Source organism: Pinisolibacter sp. DMC19 (assembly GCF_056313985.1).
Genome location: NZ_JBQUZF010000001.1, coordinates 200,896 through 215,135, shown reverse-complemented (window position 1 = coordinate 215,135; position 14,240 = coordinate 200,896). Strand labels below are relative to the sequence as shown.

Genomic DNA, 14,240 nt, shown 5'->3' with positions numbered 1-14,240 from the left:
TCTCTCCCTCATTCCGCCGCGGCGGCCGTCGCGCGGGCGGCTGCCAGCGCGGAGCATTCCGCCATCGTCTTGGACGCCCGCGCGATCGGGTTCGTCAGATAGAAGTCCGTCACCGGCGACACGAAGTCGTCGGCCGCGAGCGAACCGGCCCCGGTGGCGAGCTTCGCGACGTCTTCATGGGACGTCGGAGCGATCGCGTCGAGCCCGGCGTAAGTCGGATGCGCGGCGACGAGCGCGGCGCGCAGTTCGCCGAGGCTGTCGAAGGGCAGCGTCCGGCCGACCAGAGCCGACAGCGCCCGCAGCACCGCCCAGTCCTCGCGGGCCTCGCCCGGCGGGAAGGCGGCGCGGGAGGCCAGCTGGATGCGGCCTTCGGTGTTGGCGAAGATGCCCGACTTTTCGGTATAGGCGGCGCCCGGCAGGATGACGGAAGCCGCATGCGCGCCCTTGTCGCCGTGAGTGCCGAGATAGACCACGAAGGCGGAGGCGAGCTTCGAAGTGTCGATCTCGTCGGCGCCGACGAGGATCACCACCTCGATCGCGCCCGAAGCGGCACCGTCGAGGATCTCCCTGGTCGACTTGCCGCCGGCCGCCGGCACGACGCCGAGGTCGAGGGCCGCGACGCGGCTCGCCGCGGTGTGGAGCACCGAGAAGCCGTTCCATTCGGCCGAGACCGCGCCGATCGTCGCGGCGATCTCCGCCACCTTGGCCAGGACGGCGGCGCCGTCGGCACGGGTGGTGACGGCGTTGCCGACGATGACCAGCGGCTTCTTGGCCGCCTTCAGAACTTCGAGGAAGCCGTTCCGGCCGGAGGCGAGCGCCTCGAGGCCGGCGGTGCCCTCGCCGAGGAAGTTGTAGGCGTAGGTGAGATCGGCTTCCTCGCCGATCACGCCGATCTGGAGACCACCACGGCGCCAGCGCTTGCGGATGCGGGCGTTGAGGACGGGCGATTCGAGGCGCGGGTTCGAGCCCACGATCAGGATCGCATCTGCCTCTTCGATGCCGGCGACGGTGGCGTTGAAGACATACGAGCCGCGGCCGGCCTTGCCGTCGAGGCAGGAGCCGTCGGCGCGGGCGTCGACCGAGGCGATGCCGAGCGAGGCGGCGAGCGTCTTCACCGCGAAGAGCTCTTCGGCGCTGGCGAAGTCGCCGACGACGATGCCGATCTTGTCCGACGCGGTCGCCTTGATCTTCTCGGCCACCGTCTCGAGCGCCTTCGCCCACGACGCGGTCGTCAGCTTGCCGCCGACGCGGACGTAAGCGCGATCGAGACGCTGGGTCTTCAGGCCGTCGACCACGTGGCGGGTCTTGTCCGAGATCCACTCCTCGTTCACCGCCTCGTTGAGGCGCGGCAGGATGCGGACGACCTCACGGCCGCGCACGTCGACGCGGATGTTGGAGCCGAGCGCGTCCATGACGTCGATCGATTCGGTCTTGGAGAGTTCCCAGGGACGGGCCTTGAACTCGTAGGGGCGCGAAGTGAGCGCGCCGACCGGGCAGAGGTCGACGACGTTGCCCTGCAGCTCCGAGGCCATGGCCGAGCCGAGATAGGTGGTGATCTCGACGTCCTCGCCGCGCGAGATGAGGCCCATGTCCGCGGTGCCGGCGACTTCCGCGGTGAAGCGGACGCAGCGGGTGCACTGGATGCAGCGGGTCATCACCGTCTTGACCAGCGGACCGATGTCCTTGTCCTCGACGGCGCGCTTGTTCTCGGCGAAACGGCCGGCGTCGCCGCCGAAGGCCATCGCCTGGTCCTGCAGGTCGCACTCGCCGCCCTGATCGCAGATCGGGCAGTCGAGCGGATGGTTGATCAGCAGGAACTCCATCACGCCCTCACGGGCGCGCTTGACCATCGGGGTGGTCGTGAAGACTTCCGGCGGCTCGCCGTTCGGGCCGGGACGCAGGTCCTTCACCGACATGGCGCAGGAGGCCTGCGGCTTCGGCGGTCCGCCCTTCACCTCGACGAGGCACATGCGGCAGTTGCCCGCCACCGACAGGCGCTCGTGGAAGCAGAAGCGCGGAACTTCCGCTCCCGCCTGCTCACAGGCCTGGAGAAGGGTCGCTTCCGGGGCGACGTCGATCTCGGTGCCGTCGATCTTGATCTTGGCCATGCCCGTTCCTCACTCCGCCGCCGCGCGAACGCCGGCCTTGCGGGCGGCGATGCGTTCTTCGATGACCGGGCGGAAATTCCTGATCAGCGCCTGCACCGGCCATGCGGCCGCGTCGCCCAGCGCGCAGATGGTGTGGCCCTCGACCTGCTTCGACACCTGGAAGAGCATGTCGACTTCCTTCGGGTCGGCATCGCCCGTCACCAGACGCTCCATCACCCGCCACATCCAGCCGGTGCCTTCGCGGCACGGCGTGCACTGGCCGCAGCTCTCGTGCCGGAAGAAATAGGAGATGCGGGCGATCGCCTTGATGACGTCGGTCGACTTGTCCATGACGATCAGGCCTCCGGTGCCGAAGCTCGACCCGATGCCGCGCATGCCGTCGAAGTCCATCTGCGCGTCCATGATCTGGTCGGCACGGACGATCGGACACGAGGCCCCGCCGGGGATGACGGCCTGGAGATTGTCCCAGCCGCCGCGAATGCCGCCGGCGTGCTTCTCGATCAGGTCCTTGAACGGGATGCCCAGCTCCTCCTCGACGACGCACGGCTTGTTGACGTGGCCGGAGATCATGAAGAGCTTGGTGCCGTTGTTGTTGGCGCGGCCGATGCCGGCAAACCAGGCGCCGCCGCGACGCAGGATGGTCGGCGCCACCGCGATCGATTCGACGTTGTTGACCGTGGTCGGGCAGCCGTAGAGGCCGACGTTCGCCGGGAACGGCGGCTTCAGGCGCGGCTGGCCCTTCTTGCCCTCGAGAGACTCGAGCAGCGCGGTCTCTTCGCCGCAGATGTAGGCGCCGGCGCCGTGGTGGACGTAGAGATCGAACGGCCAGCCGTGGATGTTGTCCTTGCCGAGGAGCTTGGCGGCATAGCACTCGTCGATCGCGGCCTGCAGCGCCTCGCGCTCGCGGATGAACTCGCCGCGGACGTAGATGTAGGCGGCATTCGCCCCCATCGCGAAGGAGGCGATGAGGCAGCCTTCGATCAGGTGATGCGGGTCGTTGCGCAGGATCTCGCGGTCCTTGCAGGTGCCCGGCTCGGACTCGTCGGCGTTGACGACGAGATAGTGCGGACGGCCGTCGGAGACCTTCGGCATGAAGGACCACTTGAGGCCGGTCGGGAAGCCGGCGCCGCCGCGGCCGCGCAGGCCCGAGGCCTTCATCTGGTCGATGATCCAGTCGCGACCCATTTCCAGGATCTGCTTGGTGCCGTCCCAGAGGCCACGCGACATCGCGCCCTTCAGGGACTTGTCCTGAAAGCCGTAGATGTTGGTGAAGATGCGGTCCTTGTCGTGGAGCATCGGTCTCTTCCCGCTCGCCTTTCGGCACCCCCCGGCTCGCGCCGGATGTCTCTACCGCGCCCCGAAGGGCACGGAATTCGAAATCACTTCGCCCCGCCGCCGGTCACGATGTTGACCCGGTAGGAGCCGTCCCAGAGGCCCGGATCGGTCAGCGTGGTGGCGCCGCCCTCGGCCTCGGCGCCGGTGCGGCTGTTCTGCGGACCCGGCTTCGGCGTCTCGCCCCGCTCGAAGGCGTCGAGCACGGCGTTGAAGCTCTCGGCCGTCAGGTCCTCGTAGGTGTCCTTGGCGACCGCGACCATCGGCGCGTTCACGCAGGCACCGAGGCACTCGACCTCTTCCCACGAGAACTTTCCGTCGGCGGAGAGCTCGTGGGCGTGGTGGGCGATCCGGTTCTTGCAGACCTTGATGATCTCGTCCGAGCCGCGGAGCATGCAGGGCGTGGTGCCACAGACCTGCACGTGGGCGACCGAACCGACCGGAGCCAGCTGGAACTGGGTGTAGAAGGTCGCGACCTCGAGGACGCGGATGTGCTTCATGCCCAGACGGTCGGCGATCGTCTCGATCGCGGCCTTGGAGACCCAGCCTTCCTGGTCCTGTGCGCGCATCAGGAACGGGATCACGGCCGACGCCTGCTTGCCCGCAGGGTAGCGGCCGAGCACCATCTGGGCCCAGGCCTCGTTCTCGGGCGTGAAGGCGAAGGAGGCCGGTTGGACCTCGGCGGGGGCGAGCCTGCGGACGCTCATGAAATCCTCGGCGGCTGATCGTTCATGTTCCAGACCGACTCGAAACAGGCGCCGCACATCACCTGCATGGCGTGCGGCGGTTTCGAACCTTGTTCCATCGCTCGCGCGCAGTCGTCACACAGCGCGCAGGCAATTCCGCGATCGTCCTCGTACCAGTGGAAACCGCGCGTCTCGCCGTCGAGCAGAGCGGCCGGGATGGCCGTGCAGGCGATGGCGACGTGCTGGCGTCCGTGGTTGGGACAATCGATCTCCTTCACCGGTCGACCTCGCCGAAGACGATGTCGAGCGAGCCCAGGATCGCCGCGACGTCGGCGAGCATGTGACCCCGGTTGAGGAAGTCCATCGCCTGCAGATGCGCGAAGCCCGGAGCCCGGATCTTGCAGCGATAGGGTTTGTTGGTGCCGTCGGCGACGAGGTAGACGCCGAATTCGCCCTTGGGCGCCTCGACGGCGGCATAGACCTCGCCGGCCGGAACGTGGAAGCCCTCGGTGTAGAGCTTGAAGTGGTGGATCAGCGCTTCCATCGAGCGCTTCATCTCGCCGCGCTTGGGCGGCACGATCTTGTGGTTGTCGGCCGAGACCGGTCCGCGATCGTGGCCGAGCAGGCGCTCGACGCACTGATGCATCAGGCGGGTCGACTCGCGCATCTCGAACATGCGGATCAGGTAGCGGTCGTAGCAGTCGCCGTTCTTGCCGACGGCGATGTCGAAGTCGAGCTCCGAGTAGCACTCGTAGGGCTGCGACTTGCGCAGATCCCACTTGGCACCCGAACCGCGCACCATGACGCCCGAGAAGCCCCACTTCCACGCGTCTTCCAGGCTGACGACGCCGATGTCGACGTTGCGCTGCTTGAAGATGCGGTTCTCGGTGAGGAGGCCTTCGAGGTCGTCGAGCACCTTGGGGAAGGTGTCGCAGAACGTGGCGATGTCCTCGAGGAGGCCGTCCGGCAGGTCCTGATGGACGCCGCCGACGCGGAAATAGTTGGCGTGCATGCGGGCGCCGCAGGCACGCTCGTAGAAGATCATCAACTTCTCGCGCTCCTCGAAGCCCCACAGCGGCGGGGTCAGCGCGCCGACGTCCATCGCCTGGGTCGTCACGTTGAGGAGGTGGGAGAGGAGACGGCCGATCTCGGAATAGAGCACGCGGATCAGCTGGCCGCGCTTCGGCACGTCGACGCCGAGCAGCTTCTCGGCGGCGAGGCAGAAGGCATGCTCCTGATTCATCGGCGCGCAGTAGTCGAGCCGGTCGAAATAGGGCGTCGCCTGGGCGTAGGTCTTGGACTCGATCAGCTTCTCGGTGCCGCGATGCAGCAGGCCGATATGCGGGTCGACGCGGGTCACCACTTCGCCGTCAAGCTCCAGCACGAGGCGAAGAACGCCATGCGCCGCAGGATGTTGCGGTCCGAAGTTGATGTTGAAGTTCCGAACGGTCGCTTCGGCGCCCATTGCGCGGCCCTCGTCTTCCAGTCCATCCCCCGGAGGGGCGTTTCGCCTCGGCGGCCGGCGTGCGGCCGCCCGCCGATCAGTTCGTCGCCTTCTCGTCGCCCGGCAGGACGCGATCCGGCCCTTCCCACGGCGAGAGGAAGTCGAAATTCCGGAATTCCTGCGCGAGCTTGACCGGCTCGTAGACCACCCGCTTCTCGACCTCGTCGTAGCGAACCTCGACGTAGCCGGTGGTGGGGAAGTCCTTGCGCAGCGGGTGACCGTCGAAACCGTAGTCCGTCAGGATCCGCCGCAGGTCGTGGTGACCCGAGAACAGGATCCCGTACATGTCGTAGGTCTCGCGCTCGAACCAGTCGGCGCCGGGGTAGATCGCGGTGGCGGACGGCACCGGCGTCACCTCGTCGGTCTGGACGCGCACGCGGACGCGGGCGTTCAGGGTCGGCGACATGAGGTGGTGGACGACGTCGAACCGCTTCTCGCGGGCGGGATAATCCACGCCGCAGGTGTCGGTGAAGTTGACGAACTTCAGGTCGGCGTCGCCGTAGAGCACCGAGAGCACGTCGATCAGCGCGGCGGGCGCGACCTCGAGCGTCACCATGTCGACGCCGACGGACCAGCCTTCCAGTTTGCCTGGGAGCTTCGCCGCGATCGTCTCGCCGAGAGACTGGAGCGTGTCGGACATCGCTTGGCCCTGACCCTTCGTCCCGACGCCTTTCGGCGTCCCTTCGTTTCAGCGGACCGGGGCAGGCCGACCGGCCCCGGGAAGCGCGATCAGCGCTCGATGGTGCCGGTGCGGCGGATCTTCTTCTGCAGAAGCAGAACGCCGTAGAGGAGCGCCTCGGCGGTCGGGGGGCAGCCGGGGACGTAGACGTCCACGGGCACCACGCGGTCGCAACCGCGCACCACCGAATAGGAATAGTGATAGTAGCCGCCGCCGTTGGCGCAGCTGCCCATCGAGATGACGTAGCGCGGCTCCGGCATCTGGTCGTAGACCTTGCGCAGAGCGGGGGCCATCTTGTTGGTCAGCGTGCCGGCGACGATCATCACGTCGGACTGACGCGGCGAGGCGCGCGGCGCGAAGCCGAAGCGCTCGACGTCGTAGCGCGGCATCGACAGCTGCATCATCTCGACGGCGCAGCAGGCGAGACCGAAGGTCATCCACATCAGCGAACCGGTTCGGGCCCAGTTGATGAGGTCGTCGGTCGCGGTGACGAGGAAGCCCTTGTCGGCCAGCTCGTCGTTGATCTGCAGGAAGAACGGGTCCTTCGCACCGACCGGTTCGCCGGTGTTCGGATCGATGATGCCCTTGGGGGCCGGAGCGACGAGCGGAGAGGTCTCGCGGATCAGTCCCATTCCAGGGCTCCCTTCTTCCACTCGTAGACGAAGCCGATCGTCAGGACGCCGAGGAACACCATCATCGAGGAGAAGCCGAACCAGCCGAGCTTGCCGAAGGCGACCGCCCACGGGAACAGGAAGGCGACTTCGAGGTCGAAGATGATGAAGAGGATCGACACCAGATAGAAGCGGACGTCGAACTTCATGCGGGCGTCGTCGAAGGCGTTGAAGCCGCATTCGTAGGCCGACAGCTTCTCGGGGTCGGGCTTCTTGTAGGCGACCAGGAACGGCGCGACCAGAAGCGCGAGACCGATGACGGCACCGAGCGCGATGAAGACGACGATCGGCAGGTATTCGCTGAGCAGGCCTTGCATGGCGATCCCGTTCCTCTCCCGATCCGAGGGCCGCGGCGCGTGGGTGCGTCGTCGGCGGCATTCGCCCCGGAGCCCGCGAAATGGAACGCGCCGAAGCGAATTTCGCAAGAGCCACAAGGGCGGCGAAACGCGACCGCAGGGTGCGACGTCTCGTCACGAGGCACGCTTAGCCCACCCCCGTGACCGAAGCAAGCACATTGGAAAGCCTCTTTGGTAGGAAGTGGAAATCCCTTTCGCGTGAGCGTCCCGCGCGGCGGGCGACGTTTCGCGTCGGGGGTGTCCGGGCGATCGATCGTCCCTCCCCGCGGTTCGCGGCGCTCTCGGCGGTGAATTGAAATTTCGGACGGTTCGACGGCGATGGTCGCGATCGTCGTTCGACGGTGAAAAACCCAACGCGGCGGCGGGCGGCACGAGGGAGACATGCGTGTTTTTCCACAGACGGCGGCGAAGGCTCGGAAAGAACGTCGAGTTTCGACGCTTGACAGGTCCGGCGGGGGGCCTTAAACGAGCGCCATCGCCGACGGGGTGCTGCCCCGGAAGCGAGACAGCGGGGGCGTAGCTCAGTCGGTTAGAGTGCCGGCCTGTCACGCCGGAGGTCGCGGGTTCGAGCCCCGTCGCTCCCGCCATTCTCTCTCTTCGGAGAGCGATGTGCCAAAAGACCGGTGCGCCGAAAGGCCGCCGGTCTTTCGCATTTCCGGCCTCGTTTCGAGCCGCCCTTCCCTGCCCGCGCCACGTCGCCCATCGATCGCACGAATCGAATCGTCGCGGCCGTTTCGACTCGGTGTGCGCGTCAGGCGTGGAAGAGAAACATCGCGGACATGGCGCCGCCCCAGGCGAGCACGGTGCCGCGCAGCAGGCGGGCGTCGACGGCGAGCGCGATCGCCGCGCCGATCCAGCCGCCTGCGACCGTGCCGGCGATCATCACCGCCGCCAGGGGCCAGGAGACGGCGCCGACCGAGACGAAGACCGCGACCGAGGCGCCGGTCATCGCCATGCCCAGCACGATCTTCAGGGCGGTCGCCAGCGCCAGGTCGGCGACGCCGAAGGCCTGGAAGGCGGCGACCATGGCGACGCCGCCGGCGGGGTTGAAGAAGCCCGTCAGGATCGACACCAGTCCATGGACCGCACCGCGCCAGCCGAAGACGTCGGAGGTTTCGCCGGGCGTCCAGGAATCGCCGCCGCCGATCCATTCGCGAATCCACGGCACGACGAGAAAGCAGACGGTGGCGGCGAGAATCATCCAGGGCATGGACGTCTCGAGCAGCCCGCGCGGCGCCAGAATCACCAGGCCGCCGCCGATCGCCCCGCCGATCGCCGACAGGACGGCGAAGGCGCGGACGCCGACGGCATGCGGGGCGAGGACGCTGCGGCAGCGCAGGGCGCCGCCGAGAAGGCCGCTCCAGGCGGCGACGGCATTGGTGCCGGAGGCCACCACGGGCGGCAGGCCGAGGCCGAGCAGCACCGGCAGGGTCACCAGCGAACCGCCGCCGGCGAGCGCGTTGACGACGCCCGCGGCGAGCGAGGCGACGAAGAGGACGGCTAGGTGCATCGGCTCGATCGACGGCATCGGCGTCTCCCTCTCGAAGGTATGCGTATTTTCCCTCAATCGGGCCGCAAAGTGCTTCCTGATTCTCCGGTGATTGCTGCATTGCGAGAACGTCCATGTGCAATCAGCGCCGAAACGGGAAGGAATTCACTCTTCGTATTGCGACGCGGCAAAATTCGTGTGGCGGTGCCGTTACGCTGATGCATCGGTCGGGACGGCGGCGCCATCGCCCGGAATCGCTTCGACGGAGAATGATTTTTCGCGTCCGTCGCCCAACACCGACCGCCCGCGTCTTGTGATCGGGGCTCGCTCGAGGCTTCCTTGTCGCGCCCGATCGACCCACCCACCGGAGCAGGATCCCGGACGATGTGCGAACTCCTCGGCATGAGCGCCAACGTGCCCACCGACATCCGCTTCTCCTTCGCAGGACTGGCGCGACGCGGTGGCGAGACGGGGCCGCATGCCGACGGCTGGGGCATCAGTTTCTACGAGGGGCGCGGCTGCCGGTCGTTCCACGATCCGGAGCCCTCGGCGAAGTCGGATCTGGCGCGGCTGCTGCGCGCCTATCCGATCAAGAGCCGGGTCGTCGTCGCCCACGTGCGGCGCGCCAATCGCGGCCGGGTGGCGCTGGAGAACACCCACCCCTTCACCCGCGAGCTGTGGGGCCGGCCCTGGACCTTCGCCCACAACGGCCAGCTCAAGGGGGTGAAGCGGCTGACGCTCGGCCGCTTCCGTCCGGTCGGCTCGACCGACAGCGAACATGCCTTCTGCTGGCTGCTCGGTCGAATCGAGGAGCGCTGGGCGACGCTCCCTGCCCCGCGCCGGCTCGACGCGGCGCTGCCGGCACTCTTTTCCGAACTCGGCACGCTCGGCGTCTTCAACGCGCTGCTCTCCGACGGGCGGACGCTCTATGCCCATTGCGGCAAGCGCCTGTCGCTGATCACCCGGCGGGCGCCCTTCGGCCGAGCGACGCTGCTCGACGAGGATCTGCAGGTCGACTTCTCGGCCGAGACGACGCCGAACGACGTCGTCTCGGTCGTGGCGACGCGGCCGCTCACCCGCGACGAGGCGTGGCGGGAACTGGTGCCGGGCGAGACGCTGGCGCTGCGCGACGGCGAGGTCTTCGACATCGGCCCCGTCCGCCGGCGTTGACCATCGCGCACATTCTCCGAACGACGACGCTTCGCCGCCGCTTCCTTTGCGGTAAGGTGCGACGACGCGCGTCGTCGGTCGGGAGGGGGATCGGCCGGCGGACGCCGCGGCCTTCGTGTCCCTTCGCGAGCCTCGACAGACCCTTGACCGCACTCGACATCCTGACGATCGGCCCCTTCCCCCGCGACGAAGCCCACGTCGAAGGTGGCATCCAGGCCTCTCTCCTCGGCCTCGGACGGCATCTCGTCGTCCATCCCGACATCGCTCGGCTGCGGGTCGTCGCCACGCCCAAGAAGGTCGGCGGCGGCATCGAGCGCGGCGCCGTCGCCGGGATCGAGACGATCTGGCTGGACGCGCCGTGGAAGTTCCAGGTCTCCTCGGTCGCCCGCGTGCCGATGGTGATCGGCATGCTGCGCCGCAGTCCGGGCTCGGTCGTCCATCTGCACGGTTCGGGCCTGTTCGAGCTCGGCGTGATGCTGGCGTGCCGCGTGCTCCGGCTGCCGCTGGTGTGGACGCTGCACGGCATCGTCGAGAAGGAGCTGCGCGATGCGCTCGCCCAGGGCGGCGGGCTCAAGGCGTGGCTGCGCTTCCTGCTCCATGCCGGCTGCGAGCGGGCACAGCTGAAGCTCGCGCGCCTGCTGATCGTCGACACGTCCTACGTGGCGCGCGCCGTCGAGGGACGCGCCGCCGTCCGGCCCTCGCCGATCCCTCAGGGGATCGACTTTGCCGAATTCGCCGCCGCACGCGAGGCCGAGCGGCCGACGCCGACGCTGGTGTCGGTCGGCGTCGTCCATCCGCGGAAAGGTCACGACCGCACCATCGCCGCCTTCGCGATCGTCGCCGCGAAGGTGCCCGAGGCGCGGCTCGAGATCATCGGCTCGCTCGCCTCGCCCGGCCATCTCGACGAGCTCCGCGCCCTCGTCGCCCGTTTCGGGCTCGAGGACCGCGTTGCCATCCACGTCGACGCGCCGCGCGCGGCGATCCTCGAGGCGCTCTCGCGGGCACAGGTCTTCGTGCTGCATTCCCAGGAGGAATCGCAGGGCATCGCGCTGTGCGAGGCGATGGCGGCGGGTCTGCCGATCGTGGCGACGCGGGTCGGCGGCATCCCCGACGTGATCGGCGAGACGGAAGCCGGCGTTCTCGTCGACTTCGACGATGTCGCCGGCTTCGCCGCGGCAATCGTCGATCTGCTCGGCGACGACGAGCGTCGCGCCCGTATGAGCCGGGCGGCGATCGGGCGCGGGCGCGACTTCGACTGGTCGAACATCGTGCGCGGCGTGATCGAGCGCTACCGGCTCGCCCGCGACGGTCGGATCAACCGTCGCGAGCCGCTCTATCCGGACGTCCGCGCACCGCGCGGCGGCGATCCGTCACAGACCGAGTGAGACCTTCGCCTCGTCGAGCGACGCGGCGAAGACGTCGACCATCGTGTCGACCTGGGCCTCGGTGATGATCATCGGCGGGCAGAAGGCGATCGCCTCGCCCATGGCGCGGGAGATCACGCCCTTCTCCTGCATGATGTTGGCAACCGTGCCGCCGAGCTTGCCGACCGGATCGAGCGCGGTCTTGGCCTTCTTGTCGACCACCAGTTCGACCGCGGCGATCAGCGCACGGCCGCGCACCTCGCCGACCAGCGGGTGACCGGCGAGACCGGCCAGACGCTTCTGGAGATGGGCGCCGACGGTCGCCGCGTTGGCGACGAGGCCGCGTTCCTCGATGATCGCGAGGTTCTCCAGCGCCACGGCGGCGGCGACCGGGTGACCGCCGGCGGTGAAGCCGTGGCCGAGCGTGCCGATACGGCCGGATTCCTCGGCGATCGGGCGGTAGACCTCCTCGTCGATCAGGATCGCCGACATCGGCATGTAGGACGAGGTCAGCTGCTTGGAGCAGGTGAGCACGTTCGGCTTCATGCCGTAGGTCTGCGAGCCCCAGAAGTTGCCGGTTCGGCCGAAGCCGCAGATCACCTCGTCGGCGACCAGCAGGATGCCGTACTTCTTCAGGACCGCCTGGATCTTCTCCCAGTAGGTCGCCGGCGGCACCACGACGCCGCCCGCGCCCATGATCGGCTCGCCGAACATGGCGCAGATGGTCTCCGGGCCTTCCTTCAGGATCAGCGCCTCGAGATCGTCGGCGCAGCGGGTGGCGAAGGCCTCCTCGGTCTCGCCGGGACGGCCCTCGCGCCAGTAGTGCGGCGCGGTCGTGTGGAAGACGCCCTCGATCGGCAGATCGAAGGAGCGATGGTTGTTGACCAGGCCGGTGAGGCTCGCCGAGGCGATGGTCACGCCGTGATAGGCCTTGATGCGCGAGATGAACTTCTTGCGCTTCGGCTCGCCCATGGCGTTGGCGCGATAGCGCAGCAGCTTCATCACCGTGTCGTTGGCTTCCGAGCCGGAGTTGGTGAAGAACACCTTCGACATCGGCACGGGGGCGAGCTGCACCAGCTTCTCGGCGAGGTCGATCACCGGGCCTTGGCTCTTGTGGCCGAACGTATGGTAGAACGGCAGCGTCTCGAGCTGGCGGGTCGCGGCCTTGACGAGGCGCGGCTCGGAGAAGCCGACGCCGACCGACCACAGGCCGGCCATCGCCTCGAGATAGCGCTTGCCGTGGATGTCGATGACATGGACGCCGTCGCCGCGCTCCAACACCAGCGGGCCGATCTCTTCGTGTCGGACGGCGTTGGTATAGCCGTGGAGGTGGTTGGCCACGTCGCGGGCTTCGGGCGAATTGGGCGCATGGGACATGGGTCTCGAGGTCCTCGTCTCGGTGGGAACGGCGGAATCTGCTGCGACGCCCCGACGGGGCGAAGGCAGGACCCTAACGCCGATCGAACGATCGCCCAACACGGAAAAGCGCCCGTGAGCGCCACTCGTTCGCTCGGCGAACGGAGGGAACGACAGAGCCGTCGCGGAGGCCCTTCATGTTGAGGTGCTCGGCGAAGCCGAGCCTCGAAACGCGAAGGGCCGAGTGGCAATGCCCGTCTTGGCTTCGCCCTTCGAGGCCCGGCATAGCCGGGCACCTCAGGGTGAAGCCGAACAGGAAGACGGACGGACTTGCCTGCCGCGTTCAGTCGTCCGCCCAGGGCGAGTGGCGGAAGAAGGGCAGCGCCAGGAAATAGCCGGCGACCGCGAGGAAGCCGAGCTTGATCGCCCAGCCGACCTGGAAGTTCGCCGCGATCGCCGCCGAGGCGATGCCGAACCAGCCCATGGTGACGACGATGGTCAGGGCGCGCAGCTTCACCACCCGGAGCGGGTGGACGAAGACGACCGGCACGAACATGCCGATGGTGCCGAGAATCAGGATCGCCGCACTCGCCTGCCACGGCAGACGCAGCACGAAGAGATAGAGCACCGCGACATTCCAGATCGCCGGGAAGCCGCGGAACCAGTAGTCGCGCGTCTTCATCGAGGCGTCGGCGAAATAGAGCGTCGAGGCGAGCGTGACGATCAGGCCGAGCCAGAACGACACCTGCGTCGGCATGAGGTCCGAGCGCCACAGCGCGATCACCGGCACCAGCACGTAGGTCAGAAAGTCGATGACGAGATCGAGCACCACGCCGTCGATGCGGGCGGCGGTCTCGGTGACCTTGGCGGCGCGGGCGAGCGTGCCGTCGATGCCGTCGATGAAGAGCGCGAGGCCGAGCCAGGCGAAGCAGGCGGCGAAGTCGCGTTCGATCGCGGCGTAGAGCGCGAGCAGCGCCACGGCGCCGCCCGAGGCGGTGAAGACGTGCACCGAAAAGCCGGCGGCGCGCCGCACGGATACCGGTCTGTCGTCCCAAGTCATGTCGTCACCCCGTTCGCCCCGGCACCGCCGGCCGTTCCCGTCGAAACGTGACAAAGCACGTCCCGGCGAGCGGGGCAACGGGGGGCCCGCTCGGAGCCCGTCCGCGCCGATGAAACGGACGCTCAGTCGAGGGCGACGGCGCGGCGCGTGGGGCCGTGAGCACCGTCGAAGGAGATCACGGCGCCGGCGACGGCGCGCATCTCCTCCGGGAACTCGTCGCGGGCCCGGGCGAGTGCCGCACGGACCAGATCGTCGGCGATCGGGTCGGGCCGATGGAAGCGGACGAGCGAGGGCCGCTCGGCATCGTCGAGCGTGACGGTGGCGTCGGCCCCGATCAGGCCGGCGAGGCGATCGGCGAGTTTGTCGAGCGACATGGGACCGTCCTCCTTCAGGGGCGAAAAGACACTCTTCGCCGTGGGCAGGATGGCACCGCCGCATGACGAGGCGACGACAGGCGGGGGAGCC

Annotated in this window: 14 protein-coding genes and 1 tRNA gene; 3 read left to right on the top strand and 12 right to left on the bottom strand. The window is 68.3% G+C overall.

All coding sequences use genetic code 11. The features are described from left to right. Positions 1 to 8: 8 nt before the first annotated feature. The 8 genes from nuoG to ACT53U_RS00915 form a co-directional block, all read right to left on the bottom strand. Complete coding sequence (nuoG, locus tag ACT53U_RS00950; RefSeq protein WP_476151985.1) at positions 9 to 2,108, bottom strand: NADH-quinone oxidoreductase subunit NuoG; 2,100 nt, start codon at positions 2,106 to 2,108, stop codon at positions 9 to 11. A gap of 9 nt (positions 2,109 to 2,117) precedes the next feature. Continuing rightward, the gene (nuoF, locus tag ACT53U_RS00945) at positions 2,118 to 3,404 is read right to left on the bottom strand and encodes an NADH-quinone oxidoreductase subunit NuoF (RefSeq protein ID WP_476151984.1); all 1,287 of its coding nucleotides are present in this window, start codon (positions 3,402 to 3,404) and stop codon (positions 2,118 to 2,120) included. 83 nt (positions 3,405 to 3,487) lie between these two features. Further along, entirely contained in the window at positions 3,488 to 4,147 is a 660-nt protein-coding gene (gene nuoE, locus ACT53U_RS00940) for an NADH-quinone oxidoreductase subunit NuoE (RefSeq protein WP_476151983.1), read from the bottom strand. Next, positions 4,144 to 4,404 (bottom strand): hypothetical protein, encoded by a 261-nt coding sequence (locus ACT53U_RS00935; protein ID WP_476136827.1) that lies wholly within the window; start codon positions 4,402 to 4,404, stop codon positions 4,144 to 4,146. Before ACT53U_RS00935 ends, nuoE begins: the two co-directional genes overlap by 4 nt. After that, entirely contained in the window at positions 4,401 to 5,591 is a 1,191-nt protein-coding gene (locus ACT53U_RS00930) for an NADH-quinone oxidoreductase subunit D (RefSeq protein WP_476151982.1), read from the bottom strand. Before ACT53U_RS00930 ends, ACT53U_RS00935 begins: the two co-directional genes overlap by 4 nt. A 76-nt stretch (positions 5,592 to 5,667) precedes the next feature. Beyond that, positions 5,668 to 6,270 carry an NADH-quinone oxidoreductase subunit C gene (locus ACT53U_RS00925; protein ID WP_476151981.1) on the bottom strand — a complete coding sequence of 201 codons (603 nt, stop codon included), beginning with the start codon at positions 6,268 to 6,270 and terminating at the stop codon, positions 5,668 to 5,670. A gap of 89 nt (positions 6,271 to 6,359) precedes the next feature. Beyond that, a complete protein-coding gene (locus ACT53U_RS00920; RefSeq protein WP_476151980.1) occupies positions 6,360 to 6,941 on the bottom strand; it encodes a NuoB/complex I 20 kDa subunit family protein in 582 nt (193 codons plus the stop codon). Beyond that, on the bottom strand, positions 6,932 to 7,297 hold the full coding sequence (locus tag ACT53U_RS00915) for an NADH-quinone oxidoreductase subunit A (RefSeq protein WP_476136834.1): 366 nt from the start codon (positions 7,295 to 7,297) through the stop codon (positions 6,932 to 6,934). Before ACT53U_RS00915 ends, ACT53U_RS00920 begins: the two co-directional genes overlap by 10 nt. A 549-nt stretch (positions 7,298 to 7,846) precedes the next feature. Here ACT53U_RS00915 and ACT53U_RS00910 point away from each other — a divergent pair. Beyond that, a tRNA-Asp gene (locus ACT53U_RS00910) sits at positions 7,847 to 7,923 on the top strand. A gap of 164 nt (positions 7,924 to 8,087) precedes the next feature. On the opposite strand, the gene ACT53U_RS00905 is transcribed toward ACT53U_RS00910, so the two are convergent. Beyond that, positions 8,088 to 8,864 (bottom strand): sulfite exporter TauE/SafE family protein, encoded by a 777-nt coding sequence (locus ACT53U_RS00905; RefSeq protein ID WP_476151979.1) that lies wholly within the window; start codon positions 8,862 to 8,864, stop codon positions 8,088 to 8,090. 345 nt (positions 8,865 to 9,209) lie between these two features. Between ACT53U_RS00905 and ACT53U_RS00900 the strand changes: the two genes are divergently transcribed. Together ACT53U_RS00900 and ACT53U_RS00895 are read left to right on the top strand one after the other, a co-directional pair. After that, positions 9,210 to 9,995 carry a class II glutamine amidotransferase gene (locus ACT53U_RS00900; protein WP_476151978.1) on the top strand — a complete coding sequence of 262 codons (786 nt, stop codon included), beginning with the start codon at positions 9,210 to 9,212 and terminating at the stop codon, positions 9,993 to 9,995. Between the two features lie 143 nt (positions 9,996 to 10,138). Further along, positions 10,139 to 11,380 (top strand): glycosyltransferase family 4 protein, encoded by a 1,242-nt coding sequence (locus ACT53U_RS00895; protein ID WP_476151977.1) that lies wholly within the window; start codon positions 10,139 to 10,141, stop codon positions 11,378 to 11,380. Here ACT53U_RS00895 and ACT53U_RS00890 read toward each other — a convergent pair. The 3 genes from ACT53U_RS00890 to ACT53U_RS00880 all read right to left on the bottom strand — a co-directional run bounded on the left by ACT53U_RS00890 (position 11,366) and on the right by ACT53U_RS00880 (position 14,149). Beyond that, positions 11,366 to 12,736: an aspartate aminotransferase family protein gene (locus ACT53U_RS00890; RefSeq protein WP_476151975.1), complete on the bottom strand. Its 1,371-nt coding sequence runs from the start codon at positions 12,734 to 12,736 to the stop codon at positions 11,366 to 11,368. The two genes, ACT53U_RS00895 and ACT53U_RS00890, sit on opposite strands and share 15 nt — an antisense overlap. Positions 12,737 to 13,058: 322 nt before the next feature. After that, positions 13,059 to 13,748, bottom strand: a complete 690-nt coding sequence (locus tag ACT53U_RS00885; protein ID WP_476151974.1) for a CDP-alcohol phosphatidyltransferase family protein — start codon at positions 13,746 to 13,748, stop codon at positions 13,059 to 13,061. Between the two features lie 149 nt (positions 13,749 to 13,897). Further along, entirely contained in the window at positions 13,898 to 14,149 is a 252-nt protein-coding gene (locus tag ACT53U_RS00880) for a hypothetical protein (protein ID WP_476136844.1), read from the bottom strand. Positions 14,150 to 14,240 lie beyond the last annotated feature (91 nt).